This window comes from Streptomyces mobaraensis, assembly GCF_020099395.1.
In the GTDB taxonomy this organism is placed as follows: domain Bacteria; phylum Actinomycetota; class Actinomycetes; order Streptomycetales; family Streptomycetaceae; genus Streptomyces.
In genome coordinates this window covers 6057619-6082884 of the sequence record NZ_CP083590.1, presented here as the reverse complement: position 1 = coordinate 6082884, position 25266 = coordinate 6057619, and the positions used below count along the sequence as shown (strand labels likewise).

At 70.6% G+C, this 25266-nt stretch carries 20 protein-coding genes; 7 read left to right on the top strand and 13 right to left on the bottom strand.

Annotation, left to right across the window (positions count from 1 at the left end; translation table 11 throughout):
* Positions 1 to 171: 171 nt before the first annotated feature.
* A complete protein-coding gene (locus K7I03_RS26850; RefSeq protein WP_185944718.1) occupies positions 172 to 1158 on the top strand; it encodes a LacI family DNA-binding transcriptional regulator in 987 nt (328 codons plus the stop codon).
* Positions 1159 to 1404: 246 nt separating this feature from the next.
* Here the strand turns inward: K7I03_RS26850 and prcA are convergent, their stop codons facing one another.
* The 6 genes from prcA to arc form a co-directional block, all read right to left on the bottom strand.
* Entirely contained in the window at positions 1405 to 2148 is a 744-nt protein-coding gene (gene prcA / locus K7I03_RS26845; RefSeq protein ID WP_185944686.1) for a proteasome subunit alpha, read from the bottom strand.
* 62 nt (positions 2149 to 2210) lie between these two features.
* Positions 2211 to 3056: a proteasome subunit beta gene (gene prcB / locus K7I03_RS26840; protein WP_185944685.1), complete on the bottom strand. Its 846-nt coding sequence runs from the start codon at positions 3054 to 3056 to the stop codon at positions 2211 to 2213.
* Positions 3008 to 3583, bottom strand: coding sequence for an endonuclease VII domain-containing protein (locus K7I03_RS26835; RefSeq protein ID WP_224347230.1), 576 nt, complete (start codon positions 3581 to 3583; stop codon positions 3008 to 3010). The genes prcB and K7I03_RS26835 overlap by 49 nt, the downstream gene beginning before the upstream one ends.
* Before the next feature lie 50 nt (positions 3584 to 3633).
* Positions 3634 to 3852, bottom strand: a complete 219-nt coding sequence (locus tag K7I03_RS26830; protein ID WP_185944684.1) for a ubiquitin-like protein Pup — start codon at positions 3850 to 3852, stop codon at positions 3634 to 3636.
* 148 nt (positions 3853 to 4000) lie between these two features.
* Positions 4001 to 5512 carry a depupylase/deamidase Dop gene (gene dop / locus K7I03_RS26825; RefSeq protein ID WP_152265593.1) on the bottom strand — a complete coding sequence of 504 codons (1512 nt, stop codon included), beginning with the start codon at positions 5510 to 5512 and terminating at the stop codon, positions 4001 to 4003.
* A 381-nt stretch (positions 5513 to 5893) separates the two neighbouring features.
* On the bottom strand, positions 5894 to 7660 hold the full coding sequence (gene arc, locus K7I03_RS26820; protein WP_185944683.1) for a proteasome ATPase: 1767 nt from the start codon (positions 7658 to 7660) through the stop codon (positions 5894 to 5896).
* Positions 7661 to 7902: 242 nt separating this feature from the next.
* Here arc and K7I03_RS26815 point away from each other — a divergent pair, with 242 nt between their 5' ends.
* Complete coding sequence (locus K7I03_RS26815; protein ID WP_185944682.1) at positions 7903 to 8238, top strand: ferredoxin; 336 nt, start codon at positions 7903 to 7905, stop codon at positions 8236 to 8238.
* 4 nt (positions 8239 to 8242) lie between these two features.
* Here K7I03_RS26815 and K7I03_RS26810 read toward each other — a convergent pair whose 3' ends face one another.
* The 3 genes from K7I03_RS26810 to K7I03_RS26800 all read right to left on the bottom strand — a co-directional run bounded on the left by K7I03_RS26810 (position 8243) and on the right by K7I03_RS26800 (position 11212).
* On the bottom strand, positions 8243 to 8800 hold the full coding sequence (locus K7I03_RS26810; RefSeq protein ID WP_185944681.1) for a hypothetical protein: 558 nt from the start codon (positions 8798 to 8800) through the stop codon (positions 8243 to 8245).
* Positions 8801 to 8951: 151 nt separating this feature from the next.
* Positions 8952 to 9851: a tRNA (adenine-N1)-methyltransferase gene (locus tag K7I03_RS26805; RefSeq protein WP_185944680.1), complete on the bottom strand. Its 900-nt coding sequence runs from the start codon at positions 9849 to 9851 to the stop codon at positions 8952 to 8954.
* An 83-nt stretch (positions 9852 to 9934) separates the two neighbouring features.
* Positions 9935 to 11212 (bottom strand): site-2 protease family protein, encoded by a 1278-nt coding sequence (locus K7I03_RS26800; RefSeq protein WP_185944679.1) that lies wholly within the window; start codon positions 11210 to 11212, stop codon positions 9935 to 9937.
* Between the two features lie 130 nt (positions 11213 to 11342).
* Here K7I03_RS26800 and K7I03_RS26795 point away from each other — a divergent pair, with 130 nt between their 5' ends.
* Both K7I03_RS26795 and K7I03_RS26790 read left to right on the top strand, forming a co-directional pair.
* Complete coding sequence (locus tag K7I03_RS26795; protein ID WP_185944678.1) at positions 11343 to 12335, top strand: RecB family exonuclease; 993 nt, start codon at positions 11343 to 11345, stop codon at positions 12333 to 12335.
* A gap of 48 nt (positions 12336 to 12383) precedes the next feature.
* Positions 12384 to 13055, top strand: a complete 672-nt coding sequence (locus K7I03_RS26790) for a response regulator (RefSeq protein WP_185944677.1) — start codon at positions 12384 to 12386, stop codon at positions 13053 to 13055.
* A gap of 70 nt (positions 13056 to 13125) precedes the next feature.
* On the opposite strand, the gene K7I03_RS26785 is transcribed toward K7I03_RS26790, so the two are convergent.
* The 4 genes from K7I03_RS26785 to metH all read right to left on the bottom strand — a co-directional run bounded on the left by K7I03_RS26785 (position 13126) and on the right by metH (position 21470).
* A complete protein-coding gene (locus tag K7I03_RS26785; RefSeq protein WP_185944676.1) occupies positions 13126 to 14721 on the bottom strand; it encodes an ABC transporter substrate-binding protein in 1596 nt (531 codons plus the stop codon).
* 146 nt (positions 14722 to 14867) lie between these two features.
* Entirely contained in the window at positions 14868 to 16466 is a 1599-nt protein-coding gene (locus K7I03_RS26780) for an ABC transporter substrate-binding protein (protein ID WP_185944675.1), read from the bottom strand.
* Between the two features lie 453 nt (positions 16467 to 16919).
* The gene (locus tag K7I03_RS26775) at positions 16920 to 17618 is read right to left on the bottom strand and encodes an HAD family hydrolase (protein ID WP_185944674.1); all 699 of its coding nucleotides are present in this window, start codon (positions 17616 to 17618) and stop codon (positions 16920 to 16922) included.
* Positions 17619 to 17969: 351 nt separating this feature from the next.
* Entirely contained in the window at positions 17970 to 21470 is a 3501-nt protein-coding gene (gene metH, locus K7I03_RS26770; protein WP_185944673.1) for a methionine synthase, read from the bottom strand.
* Positions 21471 to 21743: 273 nt separating this feature from the next.
* Between metH and K7I03_RS26765 the strand changes: the two genes are divergently transcribed.
* The 3 genes from K7I03_RS26765 to glpK all read left to right on the top strand — a co-directional run bounded on the left by K7I03_RS26765 (position 21744) and on the right by glpK (position 25256).
* Positions 21744 to 22508 carry an IclR family transcriptional regulator gene (locus K7I03_RS26765; protein ID WP_004946260.1) on the top strand — a complete coding sequence of 255 codons (765 nt, stop codon included), beginning with the start codon at positions 21744 to 21746 and terminating at the stop codon, positions 22506 to 22508.
* 385 nt (positions 22509 to 22893) lie between these two features.
* Entirely contained in the window at positions 22894 to 23676 is a 783-nt protein-coding gene (locus tag K7I03_RS26760) for an MIP/aquaporin family protein (RefSeq protein WP_185944672.1), read from the top strand.
* Between the two features lie 44 nt (positions 23677 to 23720).
* The gene (glpK, locus tag K7I03_RS26755; RefSeq protein ID WP_185944671.1) at positions 23721 to 25256 is read left to right on the top strand and encodes a glycerol kinase GlpK; all 1536 of its coding nucleotides are present in this window, start codon (positions 23721 to 23723) and stop codon (positions 25254 to 25256) included.
* The last annotated feature ends 10 nt before the right edge of the window (positions 25257 to 25266 follow it).

The window sequence follows — 25266 nt, the reverse complement described above, 5'->3', positions numbered from 1 at the left end:
ACGTACCATGTCGGCAGCTCACGGGTCCAGCCGTGGGCGAGGCGGCGGAGAGGGGCGTCACCGATGGTGACGGACGACGGCGAACAGACCACAGGCGGCGTACGCGGCGGGGGCCGCTGGCCGACGGTCCGCGGGACGCACGCGGCACCCGCCCGGGCGACCAGCCGGGACGTGGCCCGCGCGGCCGGCGTCTCCCAGGCGACCGTCTCCCTCGTCATGGGCGACAAATGGCGCGGCCGGGTCTCCGAGGCCCGCGCCGAGGCGGTCCGCACCGCCGCCCGCGAACTCGGCTACCGCCGCAACCTCGCCGCCCGCGACCTGCGGCTGGGTCGCACCCGGACCGTGCTCCTCGTCGTCCCCGCCCTCACCAACGAGTTCTTCGCCCGCGTCTACGCCGGGGCCGCGCGGGTGGCCGGCGAACAGGGCGTCGGCGTCCTCCTCTACCCCTCACCCGAGGGCATCGGCCCCGCCCGCGACCCCTTCACCTCTGCCCGCGCGGCCCTCGACGGCGTGATCGCCTCCTCCATGGCCGTCGACTCCCTCGCCGCCCTGCGGGCCGGCGGACTGCCGGTCGTCATGCTCGACAGCGACCCCCACAGCGCGGAGGCCGCCGCCACCGTCAACCCGGACATCGCCGACGGCATGCGGCAGATCGCCGCCCACCTGCTGGCCCTCGGCCACCGGCGCTTCGCCCACCTGTCCGCCGACGTCGACTCCTGGACCTTCCGCGTCCGGGCCCGGGCCCTGGCCGACGCGCTGCGCGGCGTGCCCGACGCACGCGTGGTGCGCACGGAACCCGCCGCGCTGCACGTCGACGCCGGGCGGGCGGCCGTCGAACGCGTCCTCTCCGGGCCCGGACCGCGGCCGACCGCCCTCGTCTGCGACGACGACATGCTCGCCGCGGGCGCCTGCAAGGCCGCTCGGCGGCTGGGGTTGCGCGTTCCCGACGACGTCTCGGTCACCGGCTTCGCCGACCTGTCGCTGGCGACGGCCGTCGATCCGGAGCTGACGACGGTCCGGCTGCCGGCCGAGGCGGTCGGGGAGGCGGGGATGCGGGCGCTCGCCGCCGTGCTCGACGGGCGGCCCGACGGCGCGGCGGAGTTGCCGGTGGATCTGGTGATCCGGGACTCCAGCGGGCCGGCCGCGCGTGGCGCCTGACGGCGGTGGGGTGCCCCGGTCCCTCCCCCAGAGGGGGGACCCCCATTTCACCGTTTCCTGGGGCTGCGCCCCAGACCCCCTTGTCCTCAAACTCCCCCAGAGGGGGTACCCCCAACGGGCTGAAATCAGCCCGTCCGGCGTTTGAGGACGCGCGCCGCAGGCGCGCTCGGGGGTGCGGGGCTCGCCCCGCAAGAAACGGTGAATGGGGGTGCCCCCTCTGGGGGAGGGTCAGGGGCACCCCACCCGTCAGGACTCGCCCGCACCCTCCTCCTCACCCGAGGCGGGGGCCGCGTCCCCGTCCAGCAACCGCGTCAGCTGACTGCCAAGCAACCGCTTGAACTTCCGCTGCTGAGGCCGCGTCCGATCCAGCACCGCCACCTCAAGCTGCTCCGCCGTCAACGTGCGCTCCGCGCCATTCGTGTCCCGGGCAAGCGACTCGACAGCAAGCTTGAGCGCCTCCGCGAGGCTCATCCCGTCCCGGTGCCGCTGCCCGAGATAGCTGCTGATCTGGTCGGCGTTGCCGCCGACGGCGACCGAGCCGTGCTCGTCGACGATCGAGCCGTCGTGCGGCAGCCGGTAGATCTGGTCGTCCTCGGGGCCGGCCCCGACCTCGGCGACGATCAGCTCGACCTCGTACGGCTTCTCGCCCGCGCTGGAGAAGATGGTGCCGAGGGTCTGGGCGTAGACGTTGGCGAGGCCGCGGGCGGTGACGTCCCCGCGGTCGTAGGTGTAACCGCGCAGGTCGGCGTAGCGGACTCCGCCGATGCGCAGGGTCTCGAACTCGTTGTACTTCCCGACGGCCGCGAACGCGATGCGGTCGTAGATCTCGCTGACCTTGTGCAGCGCGCGGGACGGGTTCTCGGCAACGAAGATCACGCCATCGTTGTACTGGAGGACCACGACGCTGCGGCCGCGCGCGATGCCCTTGCGGGCGTACTCGGCACGGTCGGCCATGGCCTGCTGGGGAGAGACGTAGAACGGCGTCGACACCGGTTATCCGTCCCTTTCTGGTCTGTGGGGAGTGCGTACGGAGGACTCGGGACCGGGGGGCCTCAGAGCAGCGCGGCCCGGGGACCGTCGGGCTCCTGGAGCCGCCGCTCGTGGATGGCCCGGACGGTCTCGGCCAGGTCGGCGTCGGTGAGCCTCCGGTACCCCTCGTCGGAGATGACGGTGACGATCGGGTAGATGCGGCGGGCGAGGTCGGGGCCGCCGGTCGCCGAGTCGTCGTCGGCCGCGTCGTACAGGGCCTGTACCACCAGTGTGGCGGCCTGCTCGGCGGAGAGGTCGTCCCGGTACAGCTTCTTCAGCGCGCCCCGGGCGAAGAGCGAGCCGGAGCCGGTGGCCGCGTAGCCGTACTCCTCGGAGCGGCCACCGGTCACGTCGTAGGAGAAGATCCGGCCCTTGCCGCGGTCCACGTCCCAGCCGGCGAAGAGCGGCACCACGGCGAGGCCCTGCATGGCCATACCGAGGTTGCCGCGGATCATGGTGGAGAGCCGGTTGGCCTTGCCCTCCAGGGAGAGCTGGGCGCCCTCGACCTTCTCGAAGTGCTCCAGCTCCAGCTGGAAGAGCTTGACCATCTCCACGGCGAGGCCGGCGGTGCCCGCGATGCCGACGGCCGAGTACTCGTCCGCCGGGAAGACCTTCTCGATGTCGCGCTGCGCGATGACATTGCCCATGGTGGCCCGACGGTCACCGGCCAGCACCACCCCGCCGGGGAAGGTCGCCGCGACGATGGTCGTGCCGTGCGGCGCCTCGACGGCACCCTTCACGGGCGGCAGCTGCCGGTTGCCGGGCAGCAGCTCGGGGGCGTGGTTCCCGAGGAAGTCCACGAACGAGGACGAGCCCGGCGTCAGGAAGGCAGCTGGTAGACGCCCGGTGCTACGAGGGTTGGCTTCCACACGTTTCCTTCCACATATTCGGCGGCACGCCTCATGACGTCCGGCCGATCCTTGAATTGCCCCAGTGCCGCGTTGCAACTGAAGCACAGCACGCCACGGACCTTATCGGTCACGTGACAATGATCCACATGCACGGGCCGGGCCGACAGGCAGATGCAGCAGACCCCGCCCTGCTCCTTGATCATCTCCTCCCGCTCGGCCTCCGAGATGCCGTACGTGCGTTTGAGGTGACCGGCACGGCCCTCGGCGACCCGACAGGACTTGCAGGCTGTCGCCAACCCGTCCGAAGCCGAGCTGTTGCGGGACCACTGAGAGTGAGGCTTGGTCTCACCGCAGCGGCGGCAGTACTTGTGCCCCGACGGCACGACGACCCGCGGGCGGACGTTCTTGCCCTTCGCCTTCTGCCGCTCCTGGTGGTACTCGGCGGCACACACCCTGCAGTAGGACTGCAGCCCGTCACGCAGCGACCGGTTCGCAGCGAACGCCGCGCGCGGCTTGTCCTCGCGGCACCGCGCGCAACGCTTCACCTCCCCCGCCCCCAACACGATCCCCCCTTGGATTCGAAGGCAAAAGCCCCCTACTCCCCACCCTTCTGAACGAAGCTTCGCACGAAATCCTCTGCGTTCTCCTCTAGGACGTCGTCAATCTCGTCCAGGACGGAGTCCACGTCATCCGACAGCTTCTCGTGCCGCTCCTTGAGGTCCTCGGACGCCTGCGCCTCCTGCGCCTGCTCCTCGGTCTCCTCGGTCGAGCGCGTCGCCTTCTGCTGCCCGCCGCCGGTGTCCTTGGTCGCCATACCCCTCACCCCGCTCGGTTTCGACGTACACGTACTCAAGTCCTACAGATCAGACCCTACAAGCACGGTCCGACATCGGCCCCGTACTCCTGGGAACGTCCGGGAACCACCGTGATGATTCCCGTTCCGCCTCCTCCCCAGACCCCGCTCAGCCCCCGGACAGCACCCGTACCAGCTCCTCCGCCGTGCGGCAGCGGTCCAGCAGTTCCTTGACGTGGTTGCGGGTGCCGCGCAGGGGTTCCAGGGTGGGGACCCGCTGGAGCGAGTCCCGGCCGGGGAGGTCGAAGATGACCGAGTCCCAGGAGGCGGCCGCCACGTCGTCCGCGTACTGGTCGAGGCAGCGGCCCCGGAAGTACGCCCGGGTGTCCTCGGGCGGTGCCGTGCGGGCCCGCTCGACCTCGGTCTCGTCCAGCAGCCGCTTGATCCTGCCGCGCGCCGCCAGCCGGTTGTACAGGCCCTTGTCGGGCCGGACGTCGGCGTACTGGAGGTCGACCAGGTGCAGCCGGGCCGCGTCCCAGTCGAGGCCGTCCCGCCGGCGGTAGCCCTCCAGGAGCTCCCGTTTGGCCACCCAGTCCAGCTCGCCGGCCAGGCTCATGGGGTCGCTCTCCAGCCGGCCCAGCACGTCCTCCCAGCGGGCCAGGACGTCCTTGGTCTGCTCGTCCGCGTCCGACCCGTACCGGTCCTCGACGTGTTTCCTGGCCAGCTCGCAGTACTCCATCTGGAGCTGGACGGCGGTGAGCGTCCGGCCGCTGCGCAGCGTGATCAGGCGGCGCAGCGAGGGGTCGTGGCTGACCCGGTGGAGGGTGCGGACGGGCTGGTCGACGGCGAAGTCGCCGGAGATGAAGCCGTCCTCGATCATGGACAGCACCAGGGAGGTGGTGCCCAGTTTGAGGTAGGTGGAGATCTCCGAGAGGTTGGCGTCGCCGATGATCACGTGGAGCCGGCGGTATTTCTCGGCGTCGGCGTGCGGTTCGTCGCGGGTGTTGATGATGGGCCGTTTGAGGGTGGTCTCCAGTCCGACCTCGACCTCGAAGTAGTCGGCGCGCTGGCTGATCTGGAAGCCGTGTTCGCGGCCGTCCTGGCCGATGCCGACCCGGCCGGCGCCGGTGACGACCTGGCGGGAGACGAAGAAGGGGGTCAGGTGGCGCACGATGTCCGAGAAGGGGGTCTCCCGCTTCATCAGGTAGTTCTCGTGGGTGCCGTAGGACGCGCCCTTGTTGTCGGTGTTGTTCTTGTAGAGGTGGATGGGCTGGGCGCCGGGCAGCCGGCCGGCCCGTTCGGCGGCCTCGGCCATGATCCGTTCGCCGGCCTTGTCCCAGAGGACGGCGTCCCGCGGGTTGGTGATCTCCGGGGAGCTGTACTCGGGGTGGGCGTGGTCCACGTACAGCCGGGCGCCGTTGGTGAGGATGACGTTGGCGAGGCCGATGTCCTCGTCGGTGAGCTGGCTGGCGTCGGCGGCTTCCCGGGCGAGGTCGAAGCCCCGGGCGTCCCGCAGCGGATTCTCCTCCTCGAAGTCCCAGCGGGCACGGCGTGCCCGGTGCATCGCCGCCGCGTACGCGTTGACGACCTGGGACGAGGTGAGCATGGCATTGGCGTTCGGGTGACCGGGGACGGAGATCCCGTACTCCGTCTCGATGCCCATTACTCGCCGTACGGTCATGCGGCCCTCCTTGCCCGGCGGCGCCCCCTGGTGGGGTCGCCGCTCAAGTACCGCTGCGCATCCGGTCCGTGTGCGTCCCCCACGCGCGTCGCGGTGGTACCGCAGAGCCTAGAACGGCTTTGCGGCCCTGGGGAGATCATTCCAGTCATTGCTCGGGTTCGTGCCGTACCGGGCCCGTCGCTCGTGCCGTACGGACCTGTCCCTCGTGCCGTACCGGACCCGTCGCCCGTGCCGTGCGGACCCGCCGTGCCCGCTGCCGTCCGCGTCCCCGGGGTCCGTGAACGCGTCCGGCCGCGGACGGACCGTTCCGGCCCGGTCCCGCGCCGTGGGGGCGGGACCGGGGGGATCCGGGGGACGGCCGGCCGCGGCCGGACGGCGGTGTTACAGGTACTGACCGGTGTTGGCCACCGTGTCGATGGAGCGGCCGGTGTCCGCGCCCTGCTTGCCGGTGACGAGGGTGCGGATGAAGACGATCCGCTCGCCCTTCTTGCCGGAGATGCGGGCCCAGTCGTCCGGGTTGGTGGTGTTGGGCAGGTCCTCGTTCTCCTTGAACTCGTCGACGCAGGCGGCGAGCAGGTGGGAGACGCGGAGGCCCTTCTGGTTGTGGTCGAGGAACGCCTTGATCGCCATCTTCTTGGCGCGGTCCACGATGTTCTGGATCATCGCTCCGGAGTTGAAGTCCTTGAAGTAGAGGACTTCCTTGTCACCGTTGGCGTAGGTGACCTCCAGGAAGCGGTTCTCCTCGGACTCGGCGTACATCTGCTCCACGACCGACTGGATCATGCCGTCGACCGTCGCCCCGGCGTCCCCGCCGTGCTCGGCGAGGTCGTCCGCGTGCAGCGGCAGCGTGCGGGTCAGGTACTTGGAGAAGATGTCCTTGGCCGCCTCGGCGTCCGGCCGCTCGATCTTGATCTTCACATCGAGCCGGCCCGGGCGGAGGATCGCCGGGTCGATCATGTCCTCGCGGTTGGAGGCGCCGATGACGATGACGTTCTCCAGGCCCTCCACGCCGTCGATCTCGGAGAGCAGCTGCGGGACGATGGTGTTCTCCACGTCCGAGCTGACGCCGGAGCCGCGGGTGCGGAACAGCGAGTCCATCTCGTCGAAGAAGACGATCACCGGCGTGCCCTCGCTGGCCTTCTCGCGGGCGCGCTGGAAGATCAGGCGGATGTGCCGCTCGGTCTCGCCGACGTACTTGTTGAGCAGCTCGGGGCCCTTGATGTTGAGGAAGAAGCTCTTCCCCGCGGGCTTCCCGGTGACCTCCGCGACCTTCTTGGCAAGGGAGTTGGCCACCGCCTTGGCGATCAGCGTCTTGCCGCAGCCGGGCGGGCCGTAGAGCAGGACGCCCTTGGGGGGCCGGAGTTCGTGCTCCTTGAAGAGGTCGGGGTAGAGATAGGGGAGCTCGACCGCGTCGCGGATCAGCTCGATCTGGTTCCCCAGGCCGCCGATCTTCGTGTAGTCGATGTCGGGGACCTCTTCGAGGACGAGCTCCTCGACCTCGCTCTTGGGGATGACCTCGTAGACGTAGCCGGAGCGGGATTCGAGCAACAGGGCGTCGCCGGGGCGGATGGTGACGTCCAGCAGCGGCTCGGCGAGCCTCACCACCCGCTCCTCGTCGGTGTGCCCGATGACCAGGGCCCGTTCGCCGTCCTCCAGGATTTCCTTGAGGGTGACGATGTCCCCGGCCCGCTCGAACGCCATGGCCTCGACCACGTTGAGCGCCTCGTTGAGCATGACCTCCTGGCCGGGCCGGAGCTCCTCGGGGTCGACGCCCGGGCTGACGTTGACCCGGAGCTTGCGGCCGCCGGTGAAGATGTCCACCGTGCCGTCGTCGTTGGCCTGCAGGAAGACGCCGAAGCCGGCCGGCGGCTGGGCGAGCCGGTCGACCTCCTCCTTGAGGGCCACGATCTGGTCGCGGGCCTCGCGGAGGGTGTTGGCGAGCCGCTCGTTCTGGGCGGACACCCCGGCCAGGTTGGTCTGGAGCTCGACGATCCGCTCTTCGAGAATCCTCGTGTGCCGCGGAGAGTCGGCGAGCTTGCGGCGCAGGACGGCGATCTCCTGCTCAAGGTAGGCAACCTGGCCGGCGGGGTCGTCTGAGCCCCGTCCCGGCCGGATGCCGCGGTTCATGTCGTCGTCGTGGGCTGCCACGGTCCTCACCTCCTCCAAGGGGAGCTGGACGCTTCCAGACCCTACCTGGGCCGGTGCAGGTTGAAACCCCTAGATCACAAACCCGGCTGGAGTGTGTCCGATCTTCACCCTTGCGCACGTCCTCACGACTGGGGAATACCCACCCATCAACATCGGAAAGCGAGCGGTTGTATCGTCGAGTCGGTCAACACCCGTCAGTGCTGGCTCCAATTGATTCACGTAAGCAGGAAACGGCAGGCGAGATGACCGTCCGGAACGAAGACCACGCGACCGTCACCGAGGACCCGGCGGCCGAGGGCCCCGACGGCGCCCTTGAGGTCTGGATCGACCAGGAGCTGTGTACGGGGGACGGCATCTGCGTGCAGTATGCCCCCGAGGTCTTCGAGCTCGACATCGACGGCCTGGCGTACGTGAAGAGCGCCGACGACGAGCTGCTGCAGGAGCCGGGCGCCACCACGCCCGTTCCGCTGCCGCTGCTGGCCGACGTCCGGGACTCGGCCAAGGAGTGCCCGGGCGACTGCATCCATGTGCGGCGCGTCTCGGACAAGGTCGAGGTCTACGGGCCGGACGCCGGGTGACGGATCAGGCGCGGCCCGTCACGGGCCGTGCCGTCGGCTCGAACTGGCCGTCGCGCCACCGCCATTCGACCGCCCGGCGCAGGTCGGGGCAGCAGCGCGGCACGTTCCGCGCGGAGTAGCCGAGCAGAGTGGCCGAAATCGTGTCCCCCGCCACCCTGAACCGGTCGACGTTCATCCGCCGGGCGGGGTCGACGAGGGTGGCGGCCACGCGCGGCGGCGCGCCCGTGCCCTTGCCGGCCGTCACGACGTAGACGCCGTCGGGCGGGGTGCCCGCGCCGGCCTGGCAGTGGACCACGGCGACCGTCTCGGGGCGCCCGTCCCCGTCCAGGTCGGCGACGGCCCTGTGCCCCACCTCGACGCCCACCGGGCCGCAGTCGAGCGGGTAGCGGGCGGCGGCCGGATCGGGCGCGGCGGCGGCCGGCGGGGCGGGGGCGTCCCCGGCGGTGGCGTCGGCCGGGCCGAAGAGCGTCGCGCCGGCCAGCACGGCGGCCAGGGCCAGGGCGGTCAGCAGCCAGTGGACGGGCCTCGGGTGGGTGTGCGGAAGTCCGGCCGGGGGCTGCACGCGCGCCGCTCCTTCGATGAGACTGCGATGAGACGGTGACGAGAGCCGCATCGTCGCACACCGGTCCGGCGGGCGGAACAGCGCCCCGGCCCAACGCGCGGAAGCCGCCCCCGAGTTCGTCGGTGGCGGCTTCCGCGCTGGTGAAACAGGCTCAGGCTTCGGCGGTCTGGCCGCCGGGGCCGGTGTAGTCCTCGCCGTAGGCGCCCTTCGCCGGGCGGCGGCGGCGCATCGGCGGCTCCACGCCGTCCGCGAGGCGGCGGGCGGTGAGCAGGAAGCCGGTGTGCCCGATCATGCGGTGGTCGGGGCGGACGGCCAGGCCCTCGACGTGCCAGGTGCGGACCATGGTCTCCCAGGCCGACGGCTCGGCGAAGCAGCCGATCTCGCGGATGGACTCGACGGTCCGCGCGAGCTGGGTGGTGGTCGCCACGTAGCAGCAGAGGATGCCGCCGGGGACGAGCGCCTTGCGGACGGCCTCCAGGCACTCCCACGGGGCGAGCATGTCCAGGATGACGCGGTCGACGTCGGTGTCGGACAGGTTGTCCTGGAGGTCGCCGACGGTGAGCTGCCAGGCCGGGTGCGGACCGCCGAAGTAGCGCTCCACGTTCTTCGTGGCGATCTCGGCGAAGTCGGCACGGCGCTCGTAGGAGTGCAGCATGCCCTGGTCGCCGATGGCGCGCAGCAGGAAACTGCTCAGCGAGCCGGAGCCGACGCCGGCCTCCACGACGCGGGCGCCGGGGAAGATGTCGGCCATCGCCAGGATCTGCCCCGCGTCCTTGGGGTAGACCACGGCGGCTCCGCGCGGCATGGACAGGACGTAGTCGGGGAGCAGGGGGCGCAGCGCGAGGTAGGCGACGTTTCCCGTGGTACGGACAACACTGCCCTCGGGAGCACCGATCAGCTCGTCGTGCGGGAAGGCACCCTTGTGGGTGTGGAACTGCTTCCCGGCTTCGAGCGTGAAGGTGTAGTGGCGTCCCTTGGGGTCGGTGAGCTGGACCTGGTCCCCGACCTGGAAGGGCCCGCGACGGCGGGCGGCACCGGTCGGTTCGGACATGTGACCAGCCTACCGGGCGCCGGACGGGACCGGGACCACGGGCCCGGGGCGGGCCCCGGGCGGGGCTCCGGGAGGCCGGGGACTCAGGGGGCCGGGGTGCGGGCCATGGCGGCGACGAAGGCCCGTTCGACGTCCGTGGTGGAGAGGACGCCGTAGACCTCGCCGGTCTCCTCGACGACCAGGTATTCGGTGGCGGGGGTCTGCCGGAGGGCCTCCAGGAGGTCCTCGCCGGAGAGCTCGGCGGAGATCCGCATGCCGTCGTGGAGGTCCTGGGCGAGGGTGTCCACGGTGACCCAGGGCCGGCGGTGGACGGGGATGCCGACGATGGCGGACTCGCGGACCAGGGCGGTGGGGGCGCCGGCCGCGTCGACGACGACCAGGGCGCGGGCGCCCTCCTCGTTGGCCCTCCGCAGTGCCTCGGAGAGCGGGGTGGTGGGGGCGACGGGCACGGCGCGGCGGGTGAGGGTGCGGGCGCGGAGGCCGGGGAGGCGCTCGCGGAGGCGGGCCATGCGGAGGCTGTTCCCGGCGCCGGTCCAGATGATCGCGGCGAGGATGGCGGCGAGCAGGGCGTCGGTGAGGGAGTCGACGCTGCCGAAGCTGTCGGCGCGGTACGCCTGGGTGAGCAGCGGGAGGCCGACGAGGACGCTGACGGCGAGCGCGCGGCCGACCCAGGCGGCGGCGACGGTGCCGGCCATGGGCCGGCCGGTGATCTTCCAGACGACGGCGCGGAGCATCCGTCCGCCGTCCAGGGGCAGGCCGGGCAGCAGGTTGAAGACGGCCACCAGGAGGTTGGAGACCATGAGGCCGGCGAGGAGGACGCCGGGGACGGTGTCGGGTTCGACGGCCTGCATGCCGGTCCAGAAGACGCCGGCCAGCACCAGGGAGAGCAGGGGGCCGACGAAGGCGAGGACGAACTCCCGGCCGGGGGTCTCGCTCTCCTTCTCGATCTCGGAGACGCCGCCGAAGAACTGGAGCTGGATGCGGCGGACCGGGAGGCGGAAGCGGAGGGCGGCGACCGTGTGGGCCAGTTCGTGGACCAGGACGGAGGCGTAGAAGGCGACGGCGAAGAAGAGGGAGACCAGGTAGCGGGCCCGGCCGAGTTCGGGCAGGACGCGGTCGAGCTGGCCGCCGAAGACCCAGGTGATCAGGGCGGCGACCAGGAACCAGCTGGGGGCGACGTAGACGGGGACGCCGAACGGGCGGCCCATGAGGATGCCGCCGCCGCTCTCGCGCGGGCGCCGTGGCCCGCGGCCGTGCTCTCCGTGTTCGCCGGGGTCTCCGGGTTCCCTGGGGCCCCCGGGCTGTCCGGCCTGGTGGTCGGCGCCCCCGCTGCCGGAGCCGCCCTGCCCGCTGTTCTCCACGGTTTCCCCTCGTCGGTGCCGCTCCCGCACCCGCCCGGTGCGCGCGCCCTGCCACGATCATGCACGTGCGGGCGCTCTGCCGTCGATGGTATGCCGCGGAATGTCCGTGGGGGGCCGTAGGGTCTCTGCCATGGACACCGCTCTCGACGACACCGCCCGGGGCCCGGCCGGAGGGGCCGCCGGCCCGGCGGTCCCGCTCCCCGAGCCCGTACGGCAGCAGGCCCCCGAGGCTTCCGGGGCGGCCCCCGGGGCCACGGGGACGGCCGCCCGGCCGGCCTCGCTGTCGCCCTCGCGCGCGGCCGATTTCATGCGGTGCCCGCTGCTGTACCGGTTCCGGGTGATCGACCGGCTGCCGGAGAAGCCCAGCCCGGCGGCGACCCGCGGCACGGTGGTGCACGCCGTGCTGGAGCGCCTCTTCGACGCCCCCGCGGCGGAGCGTACGCCGGACCGGGCGCGGGCGCTGCTGCCCGGCGAGTGGGAGAAGCTGCTGGCGGCGCGGCCGGAGCTGGCGGAGCTGTTCGCCGGCGAGGACGGTGCGCACGAGCCGGAGCGGCTGGCCCGCTGGCTGGCGGAGGCGGAGGGGCTGGTCGAGCGGTGGTTCTCGCTGGAGGACCCGACGCGGCTGGAGCCGGCCGAGCGCGAGCTGTTCGTGGAGACGACGCTGGACTCGGGGCTGGTGCTGCGCGGCATCGTCGACCGGGTGGACGTGGCGCCGACGGGCGAGGTGCGGATCGTCGACTACAAGACGGGAAAGGCGCCGGCTCCGCGGTACCGGGACGAGGCCCTGTTCCAGATGACGTTCTACGCGCTGGTGATCCGGCGGCTGCGCGGGGTGATGCCGCGCCGGCTCCAGCTGGTCTACCTGGGCAGCGGGGACGTGCTGACGTACGACCCGACGGAGGCGGAGCTGCTGGCGGTGGAGCGGAAGCTGCGCGCGCTGTGGGAGGCGATCGCGCTGGCCACCGAGACGGGCGACTGGCGGCCCCGGCCGACGAAGCTCTGCGGCTGGTGTGACCACCAGGCGCTGTGCCCGGAGTTCGGGGGCACTCCCCCGCCGTATCCGCTGCCGGTGCTGCCCGTGCCGCGGGTCCCGGAGGCGGGGGCCGGGCCTGCCGGGATCTGACGGTCGCCCTCAGGGCAGAATGGACCCGGTCTAGCGAAGGAGTTCCCTGTGGCGATCCGTGTCCTGCTCGTCGACGACCAGCCCCTGCTGCGCACGGGCTTCCGCATGATCCTCGAGGCCGAGCAGGACATCGCGGTGGTCGGGGAGGCCGGTGACGGCCTGCAGGCGCTGGACCAGGTCCGGGCGCTCCAGCCGGACGTGGTGCTGATGGACATCCGGATGCCCCGGATGGACGGCGTCGAGGCGACGCGGCAGATCACCGGCCCGGACCGGAAGGGCCCGGCGAAGGTGCTGGTGCTCACCACGTTCGATCTGGACGAGTACGTGGTGGAGGCGCTGCGGGCGGGCGCGAGCGGGTTCCTGCTGAAGGACGCCCCGGCCCATGAGCTGGTGCAGGCGATCCGGGTGGTGGCGGGCGGCGAGGCGATGCTGGCACCGAGCATCACGCGCCGGCTGCTGGACAAGTACGCCGGGCACCTGCCGTCGGGCGAGGAGCCGCTGCCGGACACGCTGAGCACGCTGACCGACCGTGAGGTGGAGGTGCTCAAGCTGGTGGCCCGCGGGCTGTCGAACGCGGAGATCGCGGCGGATCTGTTCGTCAGCGAGACGACGGTCAAGACGCATGTCGGCCATGTGCTCACCAAGCTGGGGCTGCGCGACCGGGTGCAGGCGGCGGTCTACGCGTACGAGAGCGGGCTGGTGCGGCCGGGCGCACAGTAGTCGCCAGGGCACATGCCGAAGGGGCCCGCCGGATCGTTCCGGCGGGCCCCTTCGGTGTCTCGACTTCCCGTCAGCCCTTGTCGGCCTTGGCGATCTCCCAGAAGCGGAAGACGGTGGAGGCGTCCAGGGTCCACTGGAGGCCGGTGATCCGCTCGTTGGCGACGGCGTACTGCTTGCCCTGCCAGAGCGGCAGCACCGGGACGTCCTGGGCGACGGTCGACTGGAGCTTGGCGAAGTCGCCGACGGTCGCGGTCCGGCTGCCCTGGGCGGCGGTGGCCGGGAGGATCCGGTCGGCTATCTCCTTGGACTCGTAGTGGTTGGCGAGTTCGTTGTCCTCGCCGAAGAAGGGCGCGGTGAAGTTGTCCGGGTCCGGGTAGTCGGGCACCCAGCCCTTCACGTAGACCGCGTACTTGCCGGCCTCGATGCCCTTCTCGTACTCGGGGAAGGGGGCGGTGCGCACGTCCGCCTCGAACAGGCCGCTGGCGTTGAGCTGCTTGGCGATGGCGTTGAGCTCCGGGACGGTGCCGGGGCCGTAGCGGATCGGCGTGCCCCAGAGGGTCAGCTTGACCTTGCCCTTGATGCCGGCGGAGGTCAGCGCCTCCTTGGCCTTCTCGGGCTGCGGGCGGTCGCCGTAGAGGTCGAAGAACGGCGTCCGGTGGCCGGTGATGCCGCTCGGGACGACGGAGTACAGCGGCTCGGCGGTGCGCTTGTAGACGTCGCGGACGAGCGCGCTGCGGTCGACGAGGTAGGCGACGGCGCGGCGGACGGCGAGCTTGCCGGTGACCGCGTCCTTGGTGTTGAACACCAGGTGCTGGACCTCGGCGCTGGTGCCCGGGACGACCTTGAGGCCCTTGCCGGGGGTGGCGGCGGCCTCCAGGGAGGAGATGTCCTCGGTGGCCAGGCCACGGTAGGCGAGGTCGACGTCGCCCTTCTGCAGGGCGGTCTTCAGGGCGTCCTGCTCGCCGTGGAAGAACTTGAGGGTCATGCCCTTGTTCTGGACGGTCGCGGGGCCCTTGTAGCCGCCGTTGACCTTGAAGACGGCCTTGTCCTTGTCGTACGAGTCCAGCGTGTAGACGCCCGAGCCGACGGCCTTGCCGTCGGTCCGGAGCTTGTCCATCGCGTACTCCTGGTGGTCCACGATAGAGCCGGCGCCGGAGGAGATCTTCAGCGGGAAGGTGGCGTCGGGGCGCTTCAGCTTGAAGACGACGGTCTTCTTGTCCGGCGTCTTGATGTCCTTGATCGTGGACAGCATGGCCGACGCGGGACCGGACTTGTCGTTGATCTTCAGGGTGCGCCGGAAGGAGAAGGCGACGTCCTCGGAGGTGAGGTCGTGCCCGTTGCTGAACTTCAGGCCGCTGTTGAGCGTGCACTCGTAGACGGTGCTCGCCTGGTCCTTGAAGCCGCACTTGCGGGCGGCGTCGGGCTGCGGCACGTTGCTGCCCTTGGGGAAGCTCAGCAGCGACTGGAAGACGTTGTTGAACAGGATCCAGGAACCGGGGTCGTAACCCGCGGCCGGGTCCACGGCGACGACCTCGTCGGACATCCCCATGACCACCGACTCACCGGTGCCCGCCGCCTTGCCGTCCTCCGAACCGCACCCGCTCAGCAGGGCGGCGGCGAGCCCCGCACCGAGCGGGGCGGCAAGCCACTGGTCACGTTTCCTCACGTGCACGTTCCTCACAGTTCCAAGTGGAGGGGGCGGGCACGGGCCCGCCCCTCAAGGCCGTTCTGTGGAGCTTGTTGTACAGGTGGAGCGTTGTGTTGCAAAAGGGGTGTTCTCATCACGGCCGGGTGTCGTCGCCGTGTTGTGCGTCACTTGCCGCGGACGAGCTCCCAGGGCTGCAGCTCGGAGGCGGCGTTGAGCGCCCACTCCGCGCCGGTGAGGCTGCCCCGGACCGCCACGTACTGCTTGCCCTGCCACAGCGGCAGCACCGGCACCTCGTCCGCGACGATGTCCTGGGCCTGCTGGAAGAGCTTGGCCGCCGAGTCGCGCTGGGCGGTCTGCCGGGTCCGCGGGATCAGGTCGTTGATCTTGGCGTTCTGGTAGCGGGACCGGAGGAAGTTGTCCTTGCCGAAGAACGGGGCGATGAAGTTGTCCGGGTCCGGGAAGTCGGGGAACCAGCCCATGCCGTAGACCGCGTACTGGCCCTTGGCCGCGTTGGGACGGAACTCGGCCCACTTCACGTCCTGGAGCTTGACGTCGAACAGGCCGCTGCCGTTGAGCTGCTTCTGGAACGTCTTGAACGCCCGCGCGGTGGCCTCGCCATAGTGGTCGGAGGAGTAGGCGAGGGTGAACCGCACCGGGGTGCTGATGTTGGCGCTCTTCAGCAGGGCGCGGGCCTTGTCGGCGCTGGGGTTGCCGTACTGGTTGGAGAACGAGTTCTGGTGGCCCGGGATGCCGCTGGGCACCAGCGAGTACAGGGCGTCGCTGGTCCGGTCGTAGCCCTCGCGGGCCAGCGCCTGACGGTCCACCAGCTGCGCCATGGCCTGCCGGACGGCCTTGGGCTTCACGGCCGGGTCGTCGGTGTTGAAGGCCAGGTAGCCGATCTCCGAGCCGGCCGACTCCAGCAGCCGGACCTGCTGGCCGGTGGCGTTGCGCATCCGGTCGATCTGCTCGGGCGACAGGGTGCGGTTCGCCATGTCGATGTCGCCGCCCTTGAGGGCGTTCTCCATCGTCTTGGCGTCGTCGTAGAAGCGCATCTCGACCTTGTCGTTCTGCACCTTGACCGAACCCTGGTAGTCCGGGTTCTTGGTGAGCACGACCTTGACCGCGCGGCCGTCCTGCTCCTCGGTCTCCAGGGTGTACGGACCCGAGCCGACGACCTTGAAGCCGTCGCCCATCAGCTTGTTCTTGGGGTACGACTGGCTGTCGACGATGGCCGCGGCCGGGGTGGCGAGCTTCTGCGGGAACGTCGCGTCGGGCGTCTTCAGCTGGAAGACGATCTCGCGGTCGTTCGGGGTCTCGACCCGGTCGATGTTGCTCAGCAGCGAGACCGGACCGTTCTCGAAGTTGATCTCACGGGCGCGCTCGACGGAGAACTTGACGTCCTTGACGGTCATCTCGTGACCGTTGCTGAACTTCAGCCCGCTGCGCAGGGTGCAGCGGTACTGCTCGTTGCGGCGGTCGCTGAACGCGCACTTGGAGGCGGCGTCCGGCACCGGCTCCGAGCCGGAGCGGGGCAGCCGGAGCAGCGTCTGGAAGGCGCTGTGCAGCACGTTCCAGGCGCCGATGTCATACGCGGCGGCGGGGTCGAAGGGGGCCGGAGCGTCGGTCGTCTGCTCGAACCGGTCGGTGGTGCCGACGACGATGGCGCCCTTGCCCTTGCCCGCTCCGTCGCCCCCGCCGCAGGCGACGAGCACGGGGGCCAGCAGGCCCACCACGGTCGGCAGCACCAACGTCTTGCGGTTCATTGTCCGGTGTTCTCCCTGTGGTGCGAACGGCGCCCGGGACTCCGTACGGATGCGTTGCGGCACGGGCCCCACGGGGTGCCGTGAAGTACTCGCCAAGAGATTAGTGGCGGCGCCGAGGGGACCGGAACGCGGTCTCTCTGATGCGATATCACGCCGCGATAACGGCGGCGGGTTGGCGGATATCCGGGCGGGGGAACGATTCGCGCACCAGTGAACCAATCGGGACACAAGGGTGCGTCCGCATCGTCGACAAAGCGTCAGAACGGCGCGGAGTCGACGCCGCGATAGCCTCGGGCCGGTGACGAAGGTCACTCAGGAAATGATCTCGTACCCCTTGGCTTTTACCGTCGCTTTGATCACGGAAAACGACGGGACCGGCGCTCAGAGTTTCTTGAGCATTCCACCGTCAACGCTCGGTGTACGCACCAAACACCTGTGGTGACCGGCCTTCCTTCATGATCCGATCAGGCTCCGCAGAAAACGGAGATCGACTTCTTCGAGGGACCGGACGACCGTCCGCCCGGCCGCGGGCGGGATCGCCCCCACCGAGGGCACCGCCACCACCCGGCAGCCCGCCGCCTCGGCCGCCGTCACCCCCGTCATGGTGTCCTCGACCACGGCACAGCGCTCCGGGGCGACCCCGAGTCTCGCGGCGGCCAGCAGGTACGGGTCGGGGTGCGGCTTGGTGCGCTCCATCTCGTCGCCCGCCACGGTCAGCGTGAAGTGCTCCGGACCGAGGGTGCGCAGCACCCGGTCGATGATGTGCCGGTGCGACGCGGAGACCAGCGCGGTCGGCACGCCGTGCGCCGCCAGCTCGGTGAGCAGGCGCTTCGCGCCCGGCATCAGGGGGACGCCCGAGCCGATCATCTCGGCGAAGCGGGAGTTGAGGAGGGCGGTCAGCTCGGCGAGGGCGATCTTCGCGCCCGTCGCCTTGATCAGGAACGCGGCGCTGCGGGTCATGGGGCCGCCGACGACGATCTCCCGGTACTCCTCCAGGAGCTGGTGGCCCAGCTCGGCGAAGACCGCGACTTCCACCTCCCACCAGAAGCCCTCGGTGTCGACCAGGGTGCCGTCCATGTCGAGGAGGACGGCTTCGAGGGCGCCGCCGCCTCGGGCGGGCCTGGTCGTGACCGTGGGAATGCCGCTGGTCATTCGCGCACCTCCTGGGGGACGAGAAGGCCGGTCCGCTTCGCCCCTTGCGGGGCGGCGGACCGGCCTTCTTCACCGGACGAACAAGTCTACGGCTGGGCGCGCCGGAGCGCTCCTTCGTTTTCGGTGCCCCTGTCCCGCCCTTTCTCCGTTTCTTGCGGGGGCGAGCCCCCGCACCCCCCGAAGCGCCCTCCGGGCGCTGTCCTCAATCGCCGGACGGGCTGATTTCAGCCCGTTGGGGGTACCCCCTCTGGGGGAGTTTGAGGACAAGGGGGTCTGGGGCGCAACCCCAGGAAACGGCGAATGGGGGTGCCCCCTCTGGGGGAGGGACTGAGGCCCCCCCGAACCCCCGCGCTACCGCGCGTTGAAGTACTTCGCCTCCGGATGGTGAATCACGATCGCGTCCGTCGACTGCTCGGGATGCAGCTGGAACTCCTCCGACAGCCGCACCCCGATCCGCTCCGGCTCCAGCAATTCCGCGATCTTCGCCCGGTCTTCGAGATCGGGGCAGGCCCCGTACCCCAGCGAGAACCGCGCGCCGCGGTACTTCAGCGCGAACATGTCCTCGACGTCGGAGGGGTCTTCCCCACCGAAGCCCAGTTCCGAGCGCACCCGCGCGTGCCAGTACTCGGCGAGGGCCTCGGCGAGCTGCACGGACAGTCCGTGCAGCTCCAGGTAGTCGCGGTACGCGTCGGAGGCGAAGAGTTCAGCCGTCGCCTCGCCGATCCGGGAGCCGACGGTCACGACCTGGAGGCCCACCACGTCCCGTTCCCCCGACTCCTCCGGGCGGAAGAAGTCGGCCAGGCAGAGGCGGCGGCCGCGGCGCTGGCGGGGGAAGGTGAAGCGGGTGCGTTCGGTGCCGTCCTCGTGGAGGAGGATGAGGTCGTCGCCCTTGGAGTAGCAGGGGAAGTAGCCGTAGACGACGGCCGCTTCCAGCAGGTTCTCGGTGTGGAGCTTGTCGAGCCAGCCGCGCAGCCGCGGCCGGCCCTCGGTCTCGACGAGTTCCTCGTAGGTGGGGCCGCCGGCGCGGGCCTGCTTGAGGCCCCACTGGCCCTTGAAGAGGGCGCCTTCGTCGAGCCAGGACGCGTAGTCCTTCAAGGGGATGCCCTTGACGACGCGGGTGCCCCAGAAGGGCGGTGTGGGCACGGGGTTGTCGGTGGCGACGTCGGAGCGGACGGAGCCCTTGGGCTCCTCGTCGACGACCACCGGGGTGTCGCGCTTCGGCACCCGCCGCTGCTTCAGCTCGGGGAGCGTCGCGCCCGGGACGCCGCGCTTGACGGCGATGAGGGCGTCCATCAGCCGGAGTCCCTCGAAGGCGTCGCGGGCGTAGCGGACCTCGCCCTCGTAGATCTCGTGCAGGTCCTGTTCGACGTAGGCGCGGGTGAGGGCGGCGCCGCCGAGGATGACCGGGTAGGTGGCGGCCAGTTTGCGCTGGTTCAGCTCCTCCAGGTTCTCCTTCATGATCACGGTGGACTTCACCAGGAGGCCGGACATGCCGATGACGTCGGCCCGGTGTTCCTCGGCCGCCTCCAGGATCGCGGAGACCGGCTGCTTGATGCCCAGGTTGACGACGTTGTAGCCGTTGTTGGAGAGGATGATGTCGACGAGGTTCTTGCCGATGTCGTGGACGTCGCCGCGGACAGTGGCGAGGACGATGGTGCCCTTGCCCTCCGCGTCGCTCTTCTCCATGTGCGGTTCGAGGTGGGCGACGGCGGTCTTCATGACCTCGGCGGACTGGAGGACGAACGGCAGCTGCATCTGGCCGGAGCCGAACAGCTCGCCGACGACCTTCATGCCCTCCAGCAGGGTGTCGTTGACGATGTCGAGGGCCGGGCGCTCGGTCAGCGCCTCGTCGAGGTCGGCCTCCAGGCCGTTCTTCTCGCCGTCGATGATGCGGCGCCGCAGCCGCTCCTCCAGCGGGAGGGCGAGCAGTTCCTCGGCCTTGCCCGCCTTCAGCGACTTCGCCGTCGCGCCCTCGAAGAGCTGCATGAGCTTCTGCAGCGGGTCGTAGCCCTCGGCGCGGCGGTCGTAGATGAGGTCGAGGGCGGTGGTGACCTCCTCCTCGTCGAAGCGCGCGATGGGGAGGATCTTGGAGGCGTGCACGATGGCCGAGTCCAGGCCCGCCTTGACGCACTCGTCGAGGAAGACGGAGTTGAGCAGGATCCGGGCGGCCGGGTTGAGGCCGAAGGAGATGTTGGACAGGCCGAGGGTGGTCTGGACGTCCGGGTGGCGGCGCTTGAGCTCGCGGATCGCCTCGATGGTGGCGATGCCGTCCTTGCGGGACTCCTCCTGGCCGGTGCAGATGGTGAAGGTCAGGGTGTCGACGAGGATGTCCTCCTCGCGGATGCCCCAGTTGCCGGTGAGGTCGGCGATCAGCCGCTCGGCGATCTCCACCTTCTTCTCCGGCGTGCGGGCCTGGCCCTCCTCGTCGATGGTCAGCGCGATCAGGGCCGCGCCGTGCTCCCGTGCGAGGCGGGTGACCTGGGCGAACCGCGACTCGGGGCCGTCGCCGTCCTCGTAGTTGACGGAGTTGATGACGGCCCGGCCGCCGAGCTTCTCCAGGCCGGCCCGGATGACGTCCACCTCGGTGGAGTCGAGGACGATCGGCAGGGTGGAGGCGGTGGCGAAGCGGCCGGCGAGTTCCTCCATGTCGGCGACGCCGTCCCGGCCGACGTAGTCGACGCAGAGGTCGAGCATGTGGGCGCCCTCGCGGATCTGCTCGCGGGCCATCTCCACGCAGTCGTCCCAGCGGCCGTCCAGCATGGCCGTGCGGAACTTCTTCGAGCCGTTGGCGTTCGTCCGCTCGCCGATGGCCAGGTACGAGGTGTCCTGGCGGAAGGGGACGGTCTGGTAGAGGGAGGCGGCGCCCGGCTCGGGGCGCGGCGAGCGCTCGGTGGGGGTCAGGCCGCGGACGCGCTCCACGACCTGCCGCAGGTGCTCGGGGGTGGTGCCGCAGCAGCCGCCGACCAGCGACAGGCCGTACTCGCGGACGAACGTCTCCTGCGCGTCCGCCAGTTCGGCCGGGGACAGCGGGTAGTGGGCGCCGTCCTTGCCCAGCACCGGCAGGCCGGCGTTGGGCATGCAGGAGAGGGCGACGCGGGAGTGCCGGGCGAGGTAGCGGAGGTGCTCGCTCATCTCGGCGGGGCCGGTGGCGCAGTTGAGGCCGATCATGTCGATGCCGAGCGGCTCCAGCGCGGTGAGGGCCGCGCCGATCTCCGAGCCGAGGAGCATGGTGCCGGTGGTCTCCACGGTCACCGAGACGATCACCGGCAGGTCGGCGCCGGTGGCCTCCAGGGCGCGGCGGGCGCCGAGGACGGACGCCTTGGTCTGGAGGAGGTCCTGGGTGGTCTCGACGAGCAGCGCGTCGGCGCCGCCGGAGATCAGCCCCTCGGCGTTGGCCTGGTAGGCGTCGCGGAGGACGGTGTAGGGGGCGTGGCCCAGGGTGGGGAGCTTGGTGCCGGGGCCGATGGAGCCCAGGACCCAGCGGGGGCGGCCGTCGGCGGCGAAGGCGTCGGCGGTCTCGCGGGCGACGCGGGCGCCGGCCTCGGAGAGTTCGAAGACGCGGTCGGGGATGTCGTACTCGCCGAGGGCGGCGTGGTTGGCGCCGAAGGTGTTGGTCTCGACGCAGTCGACGCCGGCGGCGAAGTACGCCTCGTGGACCGAGCGGACGATGTCGGGCCGGGTGACGTTGAGGATCTCGTTGCAGCCTTCGAGCTGCTGGAAGTCGTCGAGACTGGGGTCCTGTGCCTGGAGCATGGTTCCCATGGCCCCGTCGGCGACCACGACCCGGGTGGCGAGTGCCTCCCGGAGCTGGCCGGATCGGGATGAACGGACGGTCGATGGCTGCAGGGCCATGGAGGTGCTCCCGTGGTTGCGACGGCTGTCGGCTTTGCGCCCTCCCGGAGAGGGCGCACGCCGCAAGCGTAGCCGCAGTGCCCGCGGAAAGCAGGGGGTGTCCCATGGCGCGGACATGCGGTATCGGGCGGGGTACGGCGTCCGGTGGGCCGTGCGGTACGCGCCCGGGCGGAGCCTCAGCGATCATGATCACGCCAGCGTCGGCTACCCCGTGGTCGGCATCGGCCGATAGTGTTCAGCAATGCCGAACGGCATTTTGGAGGAGGTTGCTCGATGGCACGGACCATCCAGTCGCTCGAACGGGCGGCGGCGATGCTGCGGCTGCTCGCGGGCGGCGAGCGGCGGCTGGGACTGTCCGACGTGGCCTCCGCGCTGGGGCTCGCCAAGGGCACCGCGCACGGCATCCTGCGCACGCTCCAGCAGGAGGGCTTCGTGGAGCAGGACCCGGCCTCGGGGCGCTACCAGCTGGGCGCCGAGCTCCTCCGGCTGGGCAACAGCTACCTGGACGTCCACGAGCTGCGCGCCCGCGCTCTGGTCTGGGCGGACGACCTGGCCCGCGCCAGCGGCGAGAGCGTCTACCTCGGCGTCCTCCACCAGCAGGGCGTCCTGATCATCCACCACGTCTTCCGGCCGGACGACAGCCGCCAGGTGCTGGAGGTCGGCGCGATGCACCCGCTGCACAGCACCGCCCTGGGCAAGGTGCTGTGCGCCTACGACCCGGTGGCCCACAGTCAGCTGACCGAGACCGGCCCCGAGGCGTTCACCGACCGCACCGTGACCGACCTCGCCGGCCTGGAGGGGATGCTGGACCTCACCCGCGCCCGGGGCTGGGCCGCGGACGTCGAGGAGACCTGGGCGGGCGTCGCCTCCGTCGCCGCCCCGATCCACGACCGACGCCGGATGCCGGTCGGCGCGGTGGGCGTCACGGGCGCCGTCGAGCGCGTCTGCGAGGGCGGCGAGCTGCGCCCGCAGCTGATCGCGGCGGTACGGGACTGCGCCCGCGCGGTCTCCCGCGACCTGGGCGCCGGCCGGTTCTGACCCCCCTCCGGGCCCGACCGTGCTCTCCCCCGGGCCCCCGACGCCCCGGATCCACCCCTCCGACGGACCCGTGAAGATCCACTTCTCCACCCGTTCGGGGCCTCGCGAGACCCCTTCGTTACCGGCCGGTATCCAAACGTACATTTCAGGCCAGTTGGCCTGGAGTTTCCGGTCACAGAACCCTTGACGGGCCCCTTACGGTGCAGAAAACTGCCGTGCATCGGTCGGCATTGTCGAACACCTGACGACAATATTCGCTATGGTGTGCAGTGCGTGCAGTGCTGCAGGGCCATGGGACGACCGGTCACCGCCCTCACGGAGGGCGCGGACCTCCGGAGGTACCCGGGGTTCGCCTTCCCCTGGACGAAGGACAAAGGAGTCGCGGGTGTCCAGCTCCGACATCTTCATCGGCGAGACCATCGGTACCGCCGTCTTGATTCTGCTCGGCGGTGGCGTGTGCGCCGCCGTCACCCTGAAGCGCTCGAAGGCGCTGAACGCGGGCTGGCTCGCCATCACCTTCGGGTGGGGCTTCGCCGTGCTGACGGGCGCGTACATCGCGAAGCCCTCCGGTGCCCACCTCAACCCGGCCGTCACCCTCGGCCTGGCCATAGACGGCGCCACCAAGTGGAGTGACGTTCCGCTCTACATCGGCTCCCAGATGCTCGGCGCGATGATCGGCGCCACACTGGTCTGGATCACCTACTACGGGCAGTTCCAGGCCCACCTGACCGACCCCGAGCTGGTGGCCACGCTGAACCCCAAGGAGGGGATGGTCGACCAGACCGCCACTCCGCAGGCCGGCCCGGTGCTCGGCATCTTCTCCACCGGTCCGGAGATCCGGAACGTCGTGCAGAACCTCGCGACCGAGATCATCGGCACCGCCGTGCTCGTGCTCGCCATCCTCACCCAGGGCCTGACGGAGGGTCTGGCCGTCAGCGGCACCGGCGTCCTGATGACCGCGTTCGTGGTCGTCGGCATCGGCCTCTCGCTGGGCGGCCCCACCGGTTACGCGATCAACCCCGCGCGTGACCTCGGCCCGCGTATCGTGCATGCGCTGCTTCCGCTGCCCAACAAGGGCGGATCCGACTGGTCCTACGCCTGGATCCCGGTGGTCGGCCCGCTGGCCGGCGCCGCCCTGGCGGCGGGCATCCACAAGCTCGCGTTCTGACGCACGACAGCCGAGACCCTCAGACTTCAGGAGCAAGAGACCACATGACCAGCACCCACGGCACCCACGGTCACGGCCCGTTCATCGCGGCCATCGACCAGGGCACGACGTCCTCCCGCTGCATCGTCTTCGACCGCGACGGCCGCATCGTCTCCGTCGACCAGAAGGAGCACGAGCAGATCTTCCCCAAGCCGGGCTGGGTCGAGCACGACGCCAAGGAGATCTGGACCAACGTCCAGGAAGTCGTCGCGAGCGCCGTCGAGAAGGCGGGCATCACCGCCGACGACGTCAAGGCCATCGGCATCACCAACCAGCGTGAGACCACGCTGCTGTGGGACAAGAACACCGGCGAGCCGGTCTACAACGCCATCGTCTGGCAGGACACCCGCACCGACGCCCTCTGCCGCGAGCTCGGCCGCAACGTCGGCCAGGACCGCTTCCGCCGCGAGACCGGCCTTCCGCTGGCCTCCTACTTCTCCGGCCCGAAGGTCCGCTGGCTGCTGGACAACGTCGAGGGCCTGCGCGAGCGCGCCGAGCGCGGTGACATCCTCTTCGGCACCATGGACTCCTGGGTCATCTGGAACCTCACCGGTGGTGTGGACGGCGGTGTGCACGTCACGGACGTCACCAACGCCTCGCGCACCATGCTGATGAACCTCCGCAAGCTGGAGTGGGACGAGCGCATCCTCTCGTCCATGGAGATCCCGGCCGCCGTGCTGCCGGAGATCCGCTCCTCCGCCGAGGTCTACGGCAACGCCAAGGGCGGCGCCCTGGACGGCGTCCCGGTCGCCTCCGCCCTCGGCGACCAGCAGGCGGCCCTCTTCGGCCAGACCTGCTTCGACAAGGGCGAGGCCAAGTCCACCTACGGCACCGGAACGTTCATGCTGATGAACACCGGCGACGAGCCCGTCCAGTCGTACAACGGCTTGCTGACGACGGTCGGTTACCGCATCGGCGACCAGAAGCCGGTCTACGCGCTGGAAGGCTCCATCGCCGTCACCGGTTCGCTGGTGCAGTGGATGCGCGACCAGATGGGCCTCATCAAGTCCGCCGCCGAGATCGAGACCCTCGCCTCCAGCGTCGAGGACAACGGCGGCGCCTACTTCGTCCCGGCCTTCTCCGGCCTGTTCGCCCCCTACTGGCGCTCCGACGCGCGCGGTGTCATCGCGGGCCTGACCCGCTACGTCACCAAGGCGCACATCGCCCGCGCCGTGCTTGAGGCCACCGCCTGGCAGACCCGCGAGATCACCGACGCCATGACCAAGGACTCCGGCGTCGAGCTGACCGCGCTCAAGGTCGACGGCGGCATGACCTCCAACAACTTGCTGATGCAGACCCTCTCGGACTTCCTGGACGCACCCGTGGTGCGCCCGATGGTCGCCGAGACGACCTGCCTCGGCGCCGCCTACGCCGCCGGCCTGGCCGTCGGCTTCTGGCCCGACACCGACGCCCTCCGCGCCAACTGGCGCCGGGCCGCCGAGTGGACCCCCCGCATGGACGCTGACAAGCGTGACAGCGAGTACAAGAACTGGCTCAAGGCCGTCGAGCGGACCATGGGCTGGATCGACGACGAGAGCTGACTGAGGAGCA